The following is a 17238-nucleotide window of genomic DNA, read 5'->3' as shown; positions in this document are numbered from 1 at the left end:
TTTCGACATCTCCTTCTATATTGTTGTAAATTCATTCATCAGTATATAGAATCACTATGAATTCTCAATCGGCATTATGTAACATAATCTTCCCTAATCCACTAAGCCAAACTTCTCTTTTGGAAGAGATTTTGTACCTATAAACCATTTTCTATTTTTGGAAAAAGACAGGACTTACACCTTATTACTTTTTTTAAAAAATATGAGGAATGCGCTTTCATTTTTCTCCTGATATCCTTCTGGACGAATAGTCACACTATGGTATGTGCATTTAATATGTATTCCAAATCAATCTTTTTATCAGCCCGTGATATCAAGCTTTCCCTGCTGGCATGCGTATTTCCGGTTCTTATGAACATAAAATATTTATCACCTGTTTCTTAAGGACAAGGTCATAATGTCATCCTTTCTGCATGGAAGCGGCAATATTAGGCCCATTCCAAAATGACTAATGGGACCAGCCATGAAAATGCTAAACATCCGGGTCCGAATTCTCTAACATTATTAAACATTTTCTGGGCGGATAGTCTTTTCTGTTTCTCCTTATTTACAGGTCTAAAAGCATAACTTTGAAACAATTTTAATAAAACTTAATATTTGTTCAAGAAATCTTCATCCAGAAAAGTGAAGACTTTGTCAAAAAAAGAGTGAAAACCTCAAATTTCTCAATTTTATACACAATTTACAATTAGATTTTTAATGATATTTTTATTGCCAACTTCGGATTGCTCATGATAATCTATCTATGTAAACGGTTACATAAACAAGGAGGAGCTGTTTTGGCTACAATTAAAGATGTCGCCGGAGCGGCGGGCGTTTCTGTTGCGACGGTATCCCGCGTCCTGAATGACAACGGCTATGTACACGAAGAAACGCGAACACGTGTCTTAGAGGCGATGGAGAAGCTGAACTATTACCCGAATGAAGTCGCCAGATCTCTTTATAAAAGAGAATCCCGGCTGATCGGACTTTTGCTCCCGGATATCACAAACCCTTTCTTCCCCCAGCTAGCCCGCGGTGCGGAGGATGAATTGAACCGGGAAGGCTATCGCCTTATTTTCGGCAACAGTGACGAAGAATTGAAAAAAGAACTTGAATACCTTCAAACCTTTAAGCAAAATCATGTCGCTGGCATTATTGCCGCAACAAATTACCCGGATCTTGAGGAATACAGCGGCATGAATCACCCAGTCGTGTTTCTGGACAGAACACCAGAAGGGGCCCCTTCTGTGTCCAGTGACGGCTATACAGGAGGAAAATTAGCAGCCGAAGCCATCATTCACGGAAAAAGCAAGCGCATTACGTTATTGAGAGGACCCGCTCACCTTCCGACCGCTCAAGACCGCTTTAACGGTGCCTTAGAGGTCTTACAGCAGGCTGAAGTGAATATTCAAGTCATCGAGACCGTTTCATTTTCTTTCAAGGATGCGCAAGCGATGGCGAAGGAACTGTTTGCCTCATATCCTGAGACAGACGGTGTGATTGCGAGTAACGATATTCAAGCCGCAGCAGTTTTACACGAAGCATTGCGGCGCGGAAAAAACGTGCCGGAGGATATTCAAATTATCGGTTATGATGATATTCCGCAAAGCGAGCTGCTGTTTCCGCCCCTGTCTACAATAAAACAGCCCGCATATGATATGGGGAAAGAAGCAGCCAAACTGCTTTTGCGTATCATCCAAAAGCAGCCGCTGGCAGAAACGGCAATTCAAATGCCTGTCACCTATATAGGAAGAAAGACGACAAGAAAGGAAGATTAAGATGCATAATATTTGTGTGATTGGTAGCTGCTCTATGGATTTAGTGGTCACCTCGGACAAACGCCCAAAAGCCGGTGAAACGGTTCTTGGCACGTCATTTCAAACTGTGCCGGGCGGCAAAGGCGCAAATCAGGCTGTTGCCGCAGCCAGACTTGGGGCGCAAGTGTTTATGGTCGGCAAGGTTGGAGACGATCATTATGGAACAGCTATTTTGAATAATCTCAAAGCTAACGGCGTTTGCACTGACCATATGGAACCGGTTACACATACGGAAAGCGGAACCGCTCATATTGTGCTTGCTGAAGGCGACAACAGCATTGTCGTTGTCAAAGGCGCGAACGATGACATCACCCCAGCGTATGCGTTAAACGCGCTCGAACAGATTGAAAAGGTCGATATGGTGCTGATTCAGCAGGAAATCCCGGAGGAAACGGTTGATGAAGTGTGCAAATACTGCCATTCTCACGATATCCCGATTATGCTCAATCCGGCACCAGCCCGCCCGCTGAAGCAGGAAACAATTGATCATGCCACCTATATCACGCCGAATGAGCATGAGGCTTCGATTTTATTCCCTGAGCTTACCATTTCCGAAGCCTTGGCGCTTTATCCGGCAAAGCTCTTTATTACGGAAGGAAAACAAGGCGTCCGCTACTCTGCAGGAAGCAAAGAGCGGCTCATCCCGTCCTTCCCTGTTGAGCCCGTTGATACAACCGGAGCAGGTGATACGTTTAACGCAGCCTTCGCCGTTGCTCTGGCAGAGGGAAAAGACATTGAAGCCGCATTGCTGTTTGCCAACCGTGCCGCTTCCCTTTCTGTCTGCTCCTTCGGCGCCCAAGGCGGAATGCCGACAAGAAATGAAGTAGAGGAGCTGCTGACATGAAAAAACACGGTATACTGAACAGCCATCTTGCCAAGATTTTAGCCGACCTTGGCCACACTGATAAAATTGTCATCGCGGATGCAGGACTGCCGGTACCTGACGGCGTTTTGAAAATTGATCTTTCACTGAAGCCGGGCCTTCCGGCTTTCCAAGATACAGCGGCAGTACTGGCTGAGGAAATGGCGGTCGAAAAAGTCATTGCTGCAGCTGAAATAAAAGCATCCAATCAGGAGAATGCAAGATTTCTAGAAAATCTTTTCTCTGAACAAGAGATTGAATACCTTTCTCACGAGGAGTTTAAGCTGCTGACAAAAGAAGCAAAGGCAGTCATAAGAACAGGAGAATTCACACCATATGCCAACTGCATCCTGCAGGCAGGTGTGCTTTTCTAGAAAGGAGGATGAAACATGCAGATTGAAATGAAAGACATTCATAAAGCATTCGGAAAAAACCAAGTATTGTCAGGTGTTTCCTTTCAGCTCATGCCTGGCGAGGTACATGCATTAATGGGAGAAAACGGCGCCGGCAAGTCCACGCTTATGAACATTTTGACAGGCCTGCACAAAGCAGATAAAGGACAAATCAGCATAAACGGAAACGAAACGTATTTTTCCAATCCAAAAGAAGCGGAACAGCATGGAATAGCCTTTATCCATCAGGAATTGAATATCTGGCCGGAAATGACCGTTCTTGAGAATCTATTTATCGGTAAAGAGATATCCTCCAAGCTGGGCGTCTTACAAACAAGAAAAATGAAAGCGCTAGCAAAGAACCAGTTTGACAAACTCTCCGTCTCTCTTTCTCTTGATCAAGAAGCCGGCGAATGTTCCGTCGGACAACAGCAAATGATCGAAATCGCAAAAGCGCTTATGACAAATGCCGAGGTAATCATTATGGATGAACCGACCGCAGCGTTGACTGAACGTGAAATCAGCAAGCTCTTTGAGGTTATTACAGCGTTAAAAAAGAACGGCGTCTCAATTGTCTATATTTCGCATCGCATGGAAGAAATTTTTGCGATTTGCGACAGAATCACCATTATGCGTGATGGAAAAACCGTAGACACAACAAACATCTCAGAAACAGATTTTGATGAAGTCGTCAAAAAAATGGTCGGACGCGAGCTGACTGAACGATATCCGAAACGCACTCCTTCTCTCGGCGACAAAATGTTCGAGGTAAAAAACGCCACCGTCAAAGGACGTTTTGAAGATATCAGCTTTTCTGTTCGTTCCGGTGAAATCGTCGGTGTTTCCGGATTGATGGGAGCCGGCCGTACAGAGATCATGAGGGCGCTGTTCGGCGTTGACAAACTGGATTCGGGTGAGATATGGATCGCTGGAAAAAAGACAGCCATTAAGAACCCGCAGGATGCTGTGAAAAAAGGGCTCGGCTTTATCACAGAAAACCGCAAAGATGAAGGGCTTCTGCTCGACACATCAATTCGCGAGAATATCGCCCTGCCCAATCTGTCCAGTTTTTCTCCAAAGGGTCTCATTGATCACAAACGGGAAGCTGAATTTGTCGATCTCTTAATCAAGCGCCTGACCATCAAAACGGCGTCATCTGAAACACATGCACGCCATTTATCAGGAGGCAACCAGCAGAAAGTAGTGATTGCCAAGTGGATCGGCATCGGACCGAAAGTGCTCATCTTGGATGAGCCGACCAGGGGTGTGGATGTGGGTGCGAAACGGGAAATTTATTCGCTGATGAACGAGCTGACAGAGCGCGGCGTCGCTATCATTATGGTGTCATCAGAGCTGCCGGAAATTCTCGAGATGAGCGATCGCATTATCGTTGTCCATGAAGGCAGAATCAGCGGAGAAATCGATGCGCAGGAAGCAACACAAGAACGAATTATGACACTTGCCACGGGAGGGCGGTAATATGAAAACGGAACAACTGCAAACAGAACAAAAACGGATTCACTTCGACGGAGTCATGCAAAAACTGGGCCCGTTTCTCGGTTTATTTATTCTCGTGATCATTGTATCGATTTTAAATCCCAGCTTTCTTGAACCGCTGAATATTTTAAACCTGCTTCGCCAGGTCGCCATTAACGGATTAATCGCATTCGGCATGACCTTTGTGATTTTAACTGGCGGCATTGATCTTTCTGTCGGCGCTATTCTTGCCCTGTCAAGCGCTTTAGTTGCCGGAATGATTGTATCCGGTGTCGATCCGGTTCTTGCGATCATCCTCGGCTGTATCATTGGTGCCGTACTCGGGATGATCAACGGACTATTGATCACAAAAGGAAAAATGGCGCCCTTTATCGCTACGCTTGCAACCATGACTGTATTTCGCGGACTGACGCTTGTGTATACAGATGGAAACCCGATTACCGGACTTGGCACAAACTACGCTTTTCAGCTGTTCGGACGCGGTTACTTTTTAGGCATTCCTGTACCGGCGATTACGATGGTTCTTGCCTTTGCCATCCTGTGGGTGCTTCTTCACAAAACACCGTTCGGGCGCCGAACATACGCAATCGGAGGCAATGAAAAAGCCGCGCTCATTTCAGGCATTAAAGTAACGCGTGTGAAAGTGATGATCTATTCCTTAGCCGGGCTTTTATCCGCCCTTGCCGGCGCAATCTTGACTTCCCGGCTGCATTCAGCCCAGCCGACTGCCGGGGAATCGTATGAGCTGGATGCTATCGCGGCGGTCGTCTTAGGAGGAACAAGTCTTTCCGGCGGCCGTGGACGCATTGTCGGCACGTTAATCGGGGTGCTTATCATCGGCACACTGAATAACGGGCTCAACCTGCTTGGTGTCTCATCGTTCTACCAGCTGGTTGTCAAAGGGATAGTCATCTTAATTGCGGTGTTATTAGACCGAAAGAAGTCAGCATAGGAGGGGTTTTTCATATGAAAAAGGCTGTATCCGTCATTTTAACGTTGTCATTGTTGTTATTAACCGCCTGTTCGCTTGAGCCGCCTCAGTGGGCAAAGCCGTCAAACTCAGGGAACAAAAAGGAATTCACCATCGGCTTGTCTGTCTCAACGCTTAACAACCCCTTTTTTGTCTCATTAAAAAAGGGCATCGAAAAAGAAGCTGAAAAACGGGGAATGAAAGTCATCATTGTTGATGCACAAAATGATTCATCGAAACAGACGAGTGACGTGGAAGATTTAATTCAGCAAGGTGTTGATGCATTGTTAATCAACCCGACTGATTCCTCAGCGATCTCAACGGCAGTAGAATCTGCAAACGCAGTCGGTGTGCCCGTTGTAGCAATCGATCGATCTGCCGAACAAGGAAAAGTTGAAACCCTCGTCGCTTCCGATAATGTGAAAGGCGGTGAAATGGCCGCGGCGTTTATTTCCGACAAACTTGGAAAAGGAGCAAAGGTGGCAGAGCTTGAAGGCGTGCCCGGTGCATCTGCCACACGGGAACGCGGTTCAGGATTTCATAACATCGCAGACCAAAAGCTCGACGTTGTTACCAAGCAATCAGCTGACTTTGACCGCACCAAAGGCCTGACGGTCATGGAAAACCTGCTGCAGGGCCATCCGGATATCCAAGCTGTTTTTGCTCACAATGATGAAATGGCGCTCGGTGCTCTTGAGGCAATTAACAGCTCAGGAAAAGATATTTTAGTGGTCGGCTTTGATGGCAATAAAGATGCGCTCGCTTCCATTAAAGACGGAAAGCTATCGGCCACCGTCGCTCAGCAGCCTGAATTGATCGGTAAACTGGCTACAGAAGCAGCAGATGATATTTTGCACGGAAAAAAAGTGAAAAAATCAATATCCGCACCTCTCAAACTAGAAACGAAAAAATAAATGCCATGGGTCAGATTTTCATCTGATCCTTTTTATGTTTAGGGATCTTCTAAAACGTGAATAGGGATATAGAATGAATTATTTCTCTTACGTGAGGAGAGGAACGAAATGAACAAAACAACAAAAGTATTATCAACTTTAGCACTTGCAGCTGGAATGACTGCGGCTTCTGCAGGGACTGCAAGCACACTCCATGCACAACAGCCAGAAACAAGTGTAAGCATTGATGATTTATACAGCTATCCGATTGATTCTTATTTGGTATCAGCAGAGGCTCTAAATGTCAGAACGAAGGCTTCCGCATCAAGTCATAAAGCCGACACGCTGCATTTGGGCGACAGCTTAAAGCTAATTTCCTTCGCAAACGCTGACTGGGCAAAGGTTCATTATAAAAACGGCAAAACAGGTTTTGTCTCTACTCATTACATTGTAAAAGAAGCGACAACAGTAAAAACCAAAACATCAACGAAAGTATATACTTCCGCTGAAGGAAAAAACATCAAGACTTTACCGGCAGACACAAGCGTTTCTTTTTTAGGCTGGAGTAAAACGAAAAAAGGCGGTTTTGATTTTGATTGGGTATTCGTTGATTACGGCGGTTCGACAGGCTATATGAAAACAAAAGACTTGCAAATGACAAAATAACTTAAAGGGATTCCGTGTTTTGCGGAATCCCTTTGATTATGGATTGATTTGTCACATTCCCACGATATTTCTCAGGAAATATTGTCGTATGCCGTGCGAAACCATACATGAACATCACCATTTTTGTTCACGTTAAAAAATGGAGGTGTAAATATGGATCAATTTGAATCAGCATATGAATCGTATAGAGCTCGGCAAACAGCCGATCAGCAAGCTGCTCCATCTGGAAAAGAAGAAATTATTGCGGTCAGAAGAAATGAGGAAGATAATATTATCGCCGTGAAAACGAACACAGGTAGAGAGCTCGACTATCCCACTGCGCTGTCAGAAGCAAAAGCAGGAAACCTCGCTCATGTTGATGTCTTCCATAAATACGGGCGTGACATATTGCGGAGTGAACCGGACGGCATAAAAGAAAACAATCTTTCTGAGCTGCCTGATTTTTAAATTAAGAAAATGCCCTGCCGCATGCCGGACAGGGCGTTTCTTTTTAAGCAAAAGGCTGCTGAATGTACTCGGCTAACCGCTTTGCACTAAGTGATATATCCTCTGCAGTTGCATAATTCACGCCATAGAAGACATATGGAGGCAGGTACTTCATGCCGATCAGATTACTCGTGGCCTGAAATGGTTTCAAAAGCTCACTGATCGAATAATGATTTGCTCCGCCCGCTTGATATTTTTCCGCTTCGCTTCCTGTTGAGACAGCCAGCATCAACTCCTTGCCATGCAAGGCGTTTCCTTCTGAACCAAAGGCCCAGCCGTAAGTCAGCACAAGATCCTGCCATTTTTTTAAGAGCGGCGGAGAGCTGTACCAGTAAAGCGGGAATTGGAAGACAATCCGGTCGTATTCCTCGCACAGCTGCTGCTCCTTCCCAACATCTATCGCTTCATCCGGGTATTCCTTATAAAGCTCCCGTACTGTGATATTGTCATGTTTACTCAATTCCTCTGTCCATGCCTTATTAACGACTGAGGTTTCCATATGTGGATGAACTGCCAGAACCAATATTTTCATCAGACCACACCTTTACCGTTTTGACATCATTTTATCTAAAATCAGGAATAGAGCCAAATAAAAAGAAAGCCCTGCGTACAAGAGGCTTTCTTTTTTCTTTTATTCAGGGCTTCCTTCAGTTGTTTCAATATCTTTAGCAAAATCAGGATTATCCAGATTTGCATTAAAGAAATCCGCTGTATTCGGAAGTCTGAGATTCATGTTCATTTTTTGAGAAATCGAAACCGTGCAATCCTCAAGCACATAGTCAAAAACGTGTCCGCCTGAATTGCGTCCTTCGTCAATGAAGTGCAGGTGATAGCCGGAAACGGCGATTCCGTTTGCATAAGCTGGCGTCAGAAAACCTACGATCGTTCCTCTCACGTTGTCGAAGTTGAAAATCGGCTGCGTTTTGACCGCTTCAACCATCGGCACGTAAGGTTTTTCTTGGAGTTCTACCGTTCTTGTCTGCACTTTTTTAAACAATCCGTCAATGCGGATCGCATAAAATAAGTTTTTGCTTGGCAGAATGCTGTTGATCTCTTTTTCAAATTCTTCACGTGTCATTGCCGCATCGATTTTATGCGTCATGTCCGGTGTAAAGAACGTAAATGAGCAGAACGGAGAACGGTCCCCGTTTTGGACCGGTGTCGCAGTTCCGTCCGAACGGAGACGGTAAAATTCACCGTCAAACCCAATCAGCTCTCCGTCAAGCTTGTTAAAGGTTCCAATACCGAAGTCTCCGTATTTCGGAATCTCTGACAGTTCAAAGTCTCCGTCATATACTCCGTCTAATAGAGAAGTCATTGTTGATACTTGATAAATCTGGCTCACAGGCTGGTCTTTTTGGCCGCGGCTGAGCACTTGAATATTGCTTTCGCGTTTCATAATTCCCTTCACTCCTTTTGTTTAGTGCTGTTCATAAAACAGTGACGTGATGCGCAGAGTGCTAGAGAGCTTTTGTTTTCATCCGTTCTCCGAATTCTTTCGGAAGCTTGTCACTTGCTAAAGTAATGTTATCACTGTAGTCAACCGGGACATCAATGATGACAGGACCCTCAGCGTTCATGCCTTGACGCAGAACATCTGCCAGCTGGTCTGGTGATTCTACGCGCAAGCCAGTTGCTCCGAAGCTTTCCGCATATTTCACGATATCAATATTACCGAAATCAACTGCAGATGTACGATTATATTTTTTCAATTGCTGGAATGCAACCATGTCATATGTGCTGTCGTTCCATACAATGTGTACAATTGGCGCTTTTAAGCGTACCGCTGTCTCTAGTTCCATTGCTGAGAATAAGAAACCGCCGTCACCAGAGACGGATACCACTTTTTCTCCCGGTTTTACCAATGAAGCACCGATTGCCCACGGAAGCGCAACGCCGAGTGTTTGCATACCGTTACTGATCATTAGTGTTAACGGTTCGTAGCTGCGGAAATACCGTGACATCCAAATTGCATGGGAACCGATATCGCAAGTCACTGTAACATGATCATCGACTGCGTTTCGCAATTCTTTTACGATTTCAAGGGGATGCACTCTGTCTGATTTCCAATCTGCAGGCACCTGCTCACCCTCATGCATATATTGTTTTAAATCAGAAAGAATATGCTGCTCACGTTCAGCAAGGTCCACCTTAACAGCATCGTGTTCGATTTGATTGACCGTAGATGGAATATCACCGATTAATTCAAGTTCCGGCTGGTAAGCATGGTCGATATCTGCCAAAATTTCATCTAGATGGATGATCGTCCGGTCCCCATTTACATTCCAGAATTTCGGATCATATTCAATTGGATCATAGCCGATTGTCAGAACAACATCTGCCTGCTCAAGCAGTAAATCGCCAGGCTGGTTGCGGAACAAACCGATACGGCCAAAATACTGGTCCTCTAAATCTCTCGTAAGCGTACCTGCAGCTTGATAGGTTTCGACAAATGGAAGCTGAACCTTTTTCAAAAGTTTGCGAACAGCTTTAATCGCTTCCGGTCTTCCGCCCTTCATGCCGACTAAAACAACAGGAAGTTTCGCTGTTTGGATTTTCGCAATGGCCGCACTGATGGCATCGTCTGGTGCAGGACCTAGCTTTGGTGCCGCGACAGCCCGCACGCTTTTTGTATTTGTGACTTCATTCACAACATCCTGCGGAAAGCTCACAAAAGCGGCCCCAGCCTGACCTGCTGACGCTATCCTAAATGCATTTGTAACAGCTTCCGGTATATTTTTTACATCTTGAACCTCTACACTGTATTTTGTAATCGGCTGAAATAGTGCCGCATTATCCAAAGATTGATGTGTCCGTTTTAAACGATCTGCACGAATCACATTCCCAGCAAGCGCAACGACAGGGTCACCTTCAGTGTTTGCTGTCAGCAATCCTGTTGCCAAGTTAGAAGCACCCGGTCCTGATGTGACTAACACGACTCCCGGTTTTCCAGTTAAACGGCCGACTGCTTGCGCCATAAATGCTGCATTTTGTTCATGCCGGGCAACGATAATTTCTGGCCCTCTATCTTGTAAAGCGTCAAATACCGCATCAATTTTTGCACCTGGAATGCCAAATACATGTGTGACACCTTGCTCCACTAAGCAATCAACAACAAGCTCCGCCCCTCTGTTTTTCACAAGGGATTTTTGTTCTTTTGTTGCTTTTGTCAACACCCTCACTCCTTATTATGCATTTTAAACATTAAATTTTAAATATATCTTGTGATACGTTTCACTATACACTCTTTGGAAATTGACCTCCAATATCGATTCGCCTTATGATTAATATGTATTACGAATTATTAACCTATGGAAAGGAATGCATATTGATGGAGCTTCGCCATCTTCAATACTTTATCGCAGTAGCCGAAGAGCTTCATTTCGGAAAAGCTGCGCGGCGGCTGAATATGACACAGCCTCCTCTCAGCCAGCAGATCAAACAGCTGGAAGAAGAAGTCGGGGTGACGCTTCTAAAGAGGACAAAACGATTTGTGGAGCTATCCGCAGCCGGCGAAATCTTTTTAAATCACTGCCGGTCAGCTTTGATGCAGATTGAACAAGGAATTGAACTTGCACAGCGGACAGCCCGCGGCGAACACGGCCATCTTGTCATTGGTTTTGTCGGATCGGCTACATATGAATTTCTGCCGCCGATTATCCGGGAATACCGCAAAAAGTTCCCTTCTGTGAAAATTGAACTGAAAGAAATCGCTTCTTACCGGCAGCAGGAGGAGTTGCTTAAGGGAAATATCGATATCGGCATTCTCCATCCGCCGTTAGAGCATCCCGAGCTGCAAATTGAGACAACCCAGAGCAGCCCATGCATCCTTGCATTGCCAAAACAGCATCCGCTTGCATTGAAAGAATCAATCGACATCACAGATTTGGAAAACGAACCGATCATCACCCTTTCCAAAGAAGCGTGGCCTACGTTATATACCGACTTTATTCAGCTCTGTGAAAAGGCAGGTTTTAAGCCGAATGTCGTTCAGGAAGCGACAGAATATCAAATGGTGATCGGGCTGGTGACAGCGGGCATCGGCATTACCATTGTCCCATCCTCGGCCAGACGGCTGTTTAATCTTGATGTTACGTATCGAAGCGTTGACCATTTTCAGCTCAAAGCAGAATGGATCATCGCATATAGAAAAGACAGCCAAAACCCTGTATTGGGACAATTTGTGGATATATGCAAATCATTAAACGAACGGAAATAATCCGCCCGTTCATCGTCAGGATAAAAGATCAAGCTCGCTTTTAAGATAATCAGCTCTATTTACAATATATTCACATATCACATCCGGCTCACGGTCAAAACGCTCAATATCATTCTTTTTATATGGGTCCATCAGGACAAATGGTCTAATTTGTTCATACATCGTCATAATTTTCGGTTTCATATATTCTATCGTAAAAAGAGATTGGAGCGTATTTTCTAACAGATGTTTGTAGGACCTGCGAAAATCGGGTTCATCCAAAATTCGGGCGGTTAATGTATTAAATCCTTGAATTCTTACATAATCGGCAGCCATCCGCTCTCCATGGATATCCCTGCCCCAGGTCGCATCATAATCCCAAGGAATCACCTCAAATAATCCGGTTTCACTGCTTCTGTACAGCGCGTAGTTGTGGACAAACCCGTCATAGTTTGAGGTGAATACAATGCCGGCGAGCCAGCGCAAATACTTATCGATATCAACATGCTTTGTCACTTCTGATTTAAATTGGGCTTTAGGGACCGTATTAATTTTAAAGATCATATCCTGTAAATAAAAATCGTCTTCCTCAGTCCCTGTTTTCTTTTCATATCCATGCTCAAGGGACGTCTTCGTTTCCCTTTGCAAATCGCTCATCAGAGAGAAATTCGCATCATCATCAACCGCGTAAAAAATCGCCCCGTCCGCCAGCTTCCTCTTCGCTAAATAAAACTCATCGACGGATTCAAGTTCAAGATATACCCCTTCGTTTTTCCCATTCACCTTTAAAAACACAAACTCTGCCTTTGGAGACAGTGTTCCAAGCTCTGAGAAAAAATCCAAAGACAATTTGTTCCTCATCATAGAAGGGTCTTTATACTCCGCATTTAAGTGAATCTCCCGTGCACCCCGGAATGTTTTCGGCTGATAGAAGGAAACATGGTACGACTTCTTTTTGAAGTCTCTGATATGTGAACCCCGATAAGCGATATCAATATCAAGCCTTTTCTGATTCACTTTCAGCACTGCCGGAACCGGTTCATCGTCCCAAATATCCTTTTTCAATTCCCGTAAATCTTTTGGATGAACAAACAGCTGATAAAGCGGCAAATTGGATTGGTTCTTCATCCGTAATCCCCCTTACAAATTTTAGGCTTTTATTTTTGTGAGATCTCAGCGGAACACTTATACACTTTTTCAAACCGTGCGTACTATGTGGGTAATAAGGATATTCATCCTTAACACATTTTGTAGAAGGAGGAGTTCGAATTGGGCCACTATTCCCATTCTGACATCAAAAAAGCGGTGAAATCCGCAAAAAAAGAAGGTTTGAAAGATTATTTATACCAAGAGCCTCACGGAAAAAAGCGCAGCCATAAAAAGTCGTACCGCTCTCACAAAAAATCTCGCAGCTTCAAAAAATCATACCGCTCCAAGTCAAGCAGCTATAAGAGCTATTCCAAGAAATCACGCAGTTTCAAAAAATCATACCGTTCTTTCAGAAAGTCTCGCAGCTTCAAAAAATCGTATCGTTCATTCAGTAAATACCGCAGCAAAAAATCGTATCGTTCTTACAGCGTACACCGCAGCAAAAACAAATCGTACCGTTCCAAGAAAAAATCATACAGCTCTAGCAAAAAGTCATACCGTTCACACAAAAAATCGTACCGTTCTTTCAGTAAATCGTTCCGGACGCACAAAAAATCACATCGCACACACAAAAAATCATACCGCACGCACAAAAAGTCATACCGTTCACCTAAGAGATACTACGACAAACACAAAAGCTCACATCACTACAAGAAACACGATGATTATCACAGCAAAAAAGAATTCTGGAAAGACGGCAATTGCTGGGTAGTCAAAAAGAAATACAAATAAGCTAAGTTTCATTTTTCAATAGGCTGCCGGCTAACGTACGGAAGCCTATTTTTACATTTCCCCTGTATTAGATATATGTCATGACATAACATATGCAACCCGCATCATTTGGTTTCCTTGAAACCATTTCGTTATAATCAAAATATCCTAACGATAAAGGCGGTTGTTGCCATGTACATATTTGAAGCGGATCAGCTTAGCGCCAAAGACACATACAAGTTATTATCAGGTGCCGTCATCCCCCGCCCCATTGCATTTGTGACCACACTTTCTTCAAGCGGAGCGGTAAATGCCGCGCCTTTCAGTTTTTATAACGTTGTCAGCTCAGACCCTCCGCTTCTCAGTATTTCTGTTAACCGGACGGAAGGACGCCAAAAAGATACAGCCCGAAACGCAGTAGAGAACGGAGAATTCGTTGTTCATGTCAGTGATGAGGCCATCATTGAAGACATCAATGAAACGGCGGCAAGCTTAAGCCCCGACGAAAGCGAACTTTCACGCACCTCGCTTCATCCTGTCGAAAGCAAAGCTGTTTCGGTCCCCGGGATTAAAGAAGCACGCATTCGCTTTGAATGCACATTAGAGCGGCATATCACGTTCGATAATGATCAAGGTGTGACTACAGCAGACCTGCTCATCGGCAGAGTTCTCTGCTTCCACCTCGATGCAAAGGTGTATGATGCAGATAAAGGGTATGTTTTGACAGATGAATTAAAGCCGGCCTCAAGATTGGCGGGAAATCACTACGCGAAGCTTGGCGAAGAATTTACGCTGATTCGTCCCAGCTGAATAAAAGGACTATTTAAATAGAAGAAACTAGTCAAAAAGACCTTATGATTACAAAATATTGTCTGTACAACACTGAAAAAAATAACATAAAAAAGGAACACCCAGAGCGTGCTCCGGGTGTTCTTTTATGAAACATTTTTCCTCTGTCCACCGTATATACAGGTAGATTAGGAGGGATTTATATGACAGGCACTCATTTTTTGATTGTGATACTTATCGGCGCTTTTATCAATACTGTTTTTTATATTTATGCTCGAAAAAAACTAGGCATCCCTAAATTGCCTTGGTGGTACAAACCTGTAAATAGCACACAAGGATTGCTGGAAATCGTCTTGCTTATTTTATTAGGTTTTTCTCTTTTACGGTTTCCTCCAGAGATTATGCTTTTTCTCTTTCTATTTCTGTTAAATTGTTTACGTACATTTATGGAATGGACATATGAGCGTAAAGAAAAACAATATTTACACTACTTATTTAGCACTGTCCTTTCTCTAGTCATTTTTATTTATATTTGTATTTTGTTCTAATATCTCAAATCCCAACAGCTGCCCCATCTCCCCGAGGATCGGCTCCGCCTTGGAGAAAGCCTTCCTCATCCACTTTGATCGCTGCTGCGTGTCCCATCAGCGGATCATAATCACCGACAACCTCCACGAGATGGCCGCTGTCTTTCAGCTTTTGGATTGTGTCCTCTGTGAATCTGCCCTCGACTCTAAGACCTTCATAATCCTCTCCCCACGTTCTTCCCCATACCCAGCGCGGTTCGCTGATTGCCTGCTGTGGATTCATTCCGTAATCCAGCATTCGGGTAATAATGGCCGTCTGGGTCTGCGGCTGGCCCTCGCCGCCTTGCGTGCCGTACAAAATGACCGGTTTTCCGTCCTTGCAGGCCATAGCCGGCATAAGCGTATGGAAGCTGCGTTTTCTCGGTTCAAGCGTATTGACATGTTCTTGATCCAAAGAGAAAAATGACCCGCGGTTTTGCAGTAATATCCCTGTATCACCAGCAGTGACTGCCGAGCCAAATTCAAAGTACAGGCTTTGAATGAATGACACTGCGTTGCCTTCCGCATCGATTACAGCCGCATATGCCGTATCGCTTCCCACCGGCCTGCTTTCTGCCGGTTCTGCCAGATAGCCGATTTCTTCCGCCAATTGTTTTGCATAATTTTTGTCCAAAAGCCTTTCAAGCGGAATGTAAGCAAATGCCGGGTCAGTCAGGAAAGCATTCCGGTCTGCGAAACTCTTTTTCAACGCCTCCACAAGCACATAATAGTATTCAAATGAACCGTGCTCGATATGGTGAAAATCATAGTTTTCCAAAATGTTCAGTGTTAATAAACCGGTAAACCCCTGAGAATTCGGCGGCGCCTGGTACACACTATACCCTCGATAATCACTTGATATAGGCTCCGCCCACTCACCCCGGTGCGCTTTAAAGTCATCGAGTGTCATGTAGCTGCCGTTATGCTGCAAATACGAAACAATCCGCTGAGCGATATCTCCTTCATAAAATGCGCTTCTCCCTTTTTCGGCAATCATGTTCAGACTGTCTGCAAGCTCTTTTTGCACAAACCGCTCTCCCGGGATAGGCGCTTTTCCGCTTCTTGTGAAAATGTCGGCCGTGTAGGGTATGGAGGCCAGCAGTTCAAGATTCGTTTCCGTGTGACGGCACTGATCGGCTGATACTGGAAACCCATTTTGGGCATAATCGCGTGCGGGCTCCAATACATCCGCAAGAGACATACGCCCGTACTCCTTCAGTACCGCATCCCAGCTGTCAACCATCCCCGGCACGGTAATGGCACTGTCGATTCCCCTGAGCGGAATCGCGCTTTTTCCCTTATATACATCTCTCGTTATATTTTTACCTGAACGGCCGCTGCCATTGTAGACTTTTACTGCCTTTGTTTCCTGGTGAAAGGTCAGCCAAAAGGAATCCCCGCCAAGCCCCGTCATATGCGGATACACAACAGCCAGACAAGCACTTACCGCAACAGCGGCGTCAAACGCGTTTCCTCCCTTGTCCAGTATGCGATTGCCGGCTTGAGAAGCGAGATAATGCGGACTGACAACCATTTGCTTTGTACCGATGACAGATTTGTTCATCACAAGTCCCCTTTTTAAGAGATTTTCTTCAGTATAGGGAGCCTGATGTATTGCATCTACTGATCCGGCAGAAAAACTGACGAACTTTCTCCTTTTCGCAAACAACAAGGTTTATTTCTATTCATTTTGAAAACAAATGAAAACTTTTTCATTCAAAACGTAACTTTTTGTGATAAAATGATGTCTAAAAGGCTACGAAAGCAGGTGGAACAATTGAGTGAGGAATATCAAATTCCCAACCTTGTTCTTGATGAGATCGACAAACAAATTCTCACCATTTTACACGAGGAAGGCAGGATATCTTATACGGATCTTGGCAAAAGAGTCGATTTATCACGGGTCGCTGTCCAGGCTCGAATAAACCAATTAATCGAAGCCGGTGTGATTGAAAAATTCACCGCAGTCATCAATCCCGCTAAAATCGGCATCCATGTATCCGTGTTTTTTAATGTCGAGGTCGAGCCGCAATTTTTAGAAGAGGTGGCACTTAAGCTTGAAAAAGAGCCTGCGGTCACCAGCCTATATCACATGACAGGCCCGAGCAAGCTGCATATGCATGGGATCTTTGCCAACGATCAGGAAATGGAAGAGTTTTTAACAAAACGGCTGTATCCGCTGCGAGGCGTCGTCAGCGTTGATTGCCAGATGCTCATCAAACGCTACAAAAGCCGTATGGGCATGAAGCTGTAAAGGAGA

General features: G+C 44.6%; 18 protein-coding genes. 13 read left to right on the top strand and 5 right to left on the bottom strand.

Annotated elements, in window-relative coordinates:
- The first annotated feature begins 779 nt into the window (after positions 1–779).
- From MOB98_RS09340 to MOB98_RS09305, 8 genes are all read left to right on the top strand, one after another.
- Positions 780–1760 (top strand): LacI family DNA-binding transcriptional regulator, encoded by a 981-nt coding sequence (locus MOB98_RS09340; protein ID WP_268359617.1) that lies wholly within the window; start codon positions 780–782, stop codon positions 1758–1760.
- Between the two features lies 1 nt (position 1761).
- Positions 1762–2643: a ribokinase gene (gene rbsK / locus MOB98_RS09335; RefSeq protein ID WP_268359615.1), complete on the top strand. Its 882-nt coding sequence runs from the start codon at positions 1762–1764 to the stop codon at positions 2641–2643.
- Positions 2640–3035 (top strand): D-ribose pyranase, encoded by a 396-nt coding sequence (rbsD, locus tag MOB98_RS09330; RefSeq protein ID WP_014478163.1) that lies wholly within the window; start codon positions 2640–2642, stop codon positions 3033–3035. Before rbsK ends, rbsD begins: the two co-directional genes overlap by 4 nt.
- 15 nt (positions 3036–3050) lie before the next feature.
- The gene (gene rbsA, locus MOB98_RS09325) at positions 3051–4532 is read left to right on the top strand and encodes a ribose ABC transporter ATP-binding protein RbsA (protein WP_268359613.1); all 1482 of its coding nucleotides are present in this window, start codon (positions 3051–3053) and stop codon (positions 4530–4532) included.
- Between the two features lies 1 nt (position 4533).
- Positions 4534–5502 (top strand): ribose ABC transporter permease RbsC, encoded by a 969-nt coding sequence (rbsC, locus tag MOB98_RS09320; RefSeq protein ID WP_268359611.1) that lies wholly within the window; start codon positions 4534–4536, stop codon positions 5500–5502.
- A gap of 14 nt (positions 5503–5516) precedes the next feature.
- Positions 5517–6434 (top strand): ribose ABC transporter substrate-binding protein RbsB, encoded by a 918-nt coding sequence (gene rbsB / locus MOB98_RS09315; RefSeq protein WP_268359608.1) that lies wholly within the window; start codon positions 5517–5519, stop codon positions 6432–6434.
- 108 nt (positions 6435–6542) lie between these two features.
- Positions 6543–7079 (top strand): SH3 domain-containing protein, encoded by a 537-nt coding sequence (locus MOB98_RS09310; RefSeq protein WP_268359606.1) that lies wholly within the window; start codon positions 6543–6545, stop codon positions 7077–7079.
- Between the two features lie 153 nt (positions 7080–7232).
- Positions 7233–7526 (top strand): DUF3892 domain-containing protein, encoded by a 294-nt coding sequence (locus MOB98_RS09305; RefSeq protein WP_268359603.1) that lies wholly within the window; start codon positions 7233–7235, stop codon positions 7524–7526.
- A gap of 43 nt (positions 7527–7569) precedes the next feature.
- Here MOB98_RS09305 and MOB98_RS09300 read toward each other — a convergent pair whose 3' ends face one another.
- From MOB98_RS09300 to alsS, 3 genes are all read right to left on the bottom strand, one after another.
- On the bottom strand, positions 7570–8097 hold the full coding sequence (locus MOB98_RS09300) for an NAD(P)H-dependent oxidoreductase (protein ID WP_268367352.1): 528 nt from the start codon (positions 8095–8097) through the stop codon (positions 7570–7572).
- A 99-nt stretch (positions 8098–8196) separates the two neighbouring features.
- Positions 8197–8964, bottom strand: a complete 768-nt coding sequence (gene budA, locus MOB98_RS09295) for an acetolactate decarboxylase (RefSeq protein WP_268367351.1) — start codon at positions 8962–8964, stop codon at positions 8197–8199.
- 61 nt (positions 8965–9025) lie between these two features.
- The gene (alsS, locus tag MOB98_RS09290) at positions 9026–10738 is read right to left on the bottom strand and encodes an acetolactate synthase AlsS (protein WP_268367350.1); all 1713 of its coding nucleotides are present in this window, start codon (positions 10736–10738) and stop codon (positions 9026–9028) included.
- A gap of 158 nt (positions 10739–10896) precedes the next feature.
- Here alsS and alsR point away from each other — a divergent pair, with 158 nt between their 5' ends.
- The gene (gene alsR, locus MOB98_RS09285) at positions 10897–11784 is read left to right on the top strand and encodes an acetoin biosynthesis transcriptional regulator AlsR (protein ID WP_268367347.1); all 888 of its coding nucleotides are present in this window, start codon (positions 10897–10899) and stop codon (positions 11782–11784) included.
- A gap of 15 nt (positions 11785–11799) precedes the next feature.
- Here alsR and cotH read toward each other — a convergent pair whose 3' ends face one another.
- Complete coding sequence (gene cotH / locus MOB98_RS09280) at positions 11800–12891, bottom strand: spore coat protein CotH (protein ID WP_268367346.1); 1092 nt, start codon at positions 12889–12891, stop codon at positions 11800–11802.
- A 141-nt stretch (positions 12892–13032) separates the two neighbouring features.
- Between cotH and cotG the strand changes: the two genes are divergently transcribed.
- From cotG to MOB98_RS09265, 3 genes are all read left to right on the top strand, one after another.
- Positions 13033–13644: a spore coat protein CotG gene (gene cotG, locus MOB98_RS09275; protein WP_268367345.1), complete on the top strand. Its 612-nt coding sequence runs from the start codon at positions 13033–13035 to the stop codon at positions 13642–13644.
- Between the two features lie 171 nt (positions 13645–13815).
- Positions 13816–14433: a flavin reductase family protein gene (locus MOB98_RS09270; protein WP_268367344.1), complete on the top strand. Its 618-nt coding sequence runs from the start codon at positions 13816–13818 to the stop codon at positions 14431–14433.
- A 182-nt stretch (positions 14434–14615) separates the two neighbouring features.
- Positions 14616–14960: a DUF4181 domain-containing protein gene (locus MOB98_RS09265; RefSeq protein ID WP_268362971.1), complete on the top strand. Its 345-nt coding sequence runs from the start codon at positions 14616–14618 to the stop codon at positions 14958–14960.
- A 4-nt stretch (positions 14961–14964) separates the two neighbouring features.
- Here the strand turns inward: MOB98_RS09265 and ggt are convergent, their stop codons facing one another.
- Positions 14965–16542, bottom strand: coding sequence for a gamma-glutamyltransferase (gene ggt, locus MOB98_RS09260; protein WP_268367343.1), 1578 nt, complete (start codon positions 16540–16542; stop codon positions 14965–14967).
- A gap of 213 nt (positions 16543–16755) precedes the next feature.
- On the opposite strand from ggt, the gene chrS reads away from it, so the two are divergent.
- Complete coding sequence (gene chrS / locus MOB98_RS09255) at positions 16756–17232, top strand: chromate efflux transcriptional regulator ChrS (protein WP_268360242.1); 477 nt, start codon at positions 16756–16758, stop codon at positions 17230–17232.
- The last annotated feature ends 6 nt before the right edge of the window (positions 17233–17238 follow it).

This window comes from Bacillus sp. N13C7 (assembly GCF_026790065.1).
Taxonomy (GTDB): Bacteria; Bacillota; Bacilli; order Bacillales; family Bacillaceae; genus Bacillus.
The sequence above is the reverse complement of the archived record's forward strand: the minus strand, read 5'-3'. Positions and strand labels throughout refer to the sequence as shown.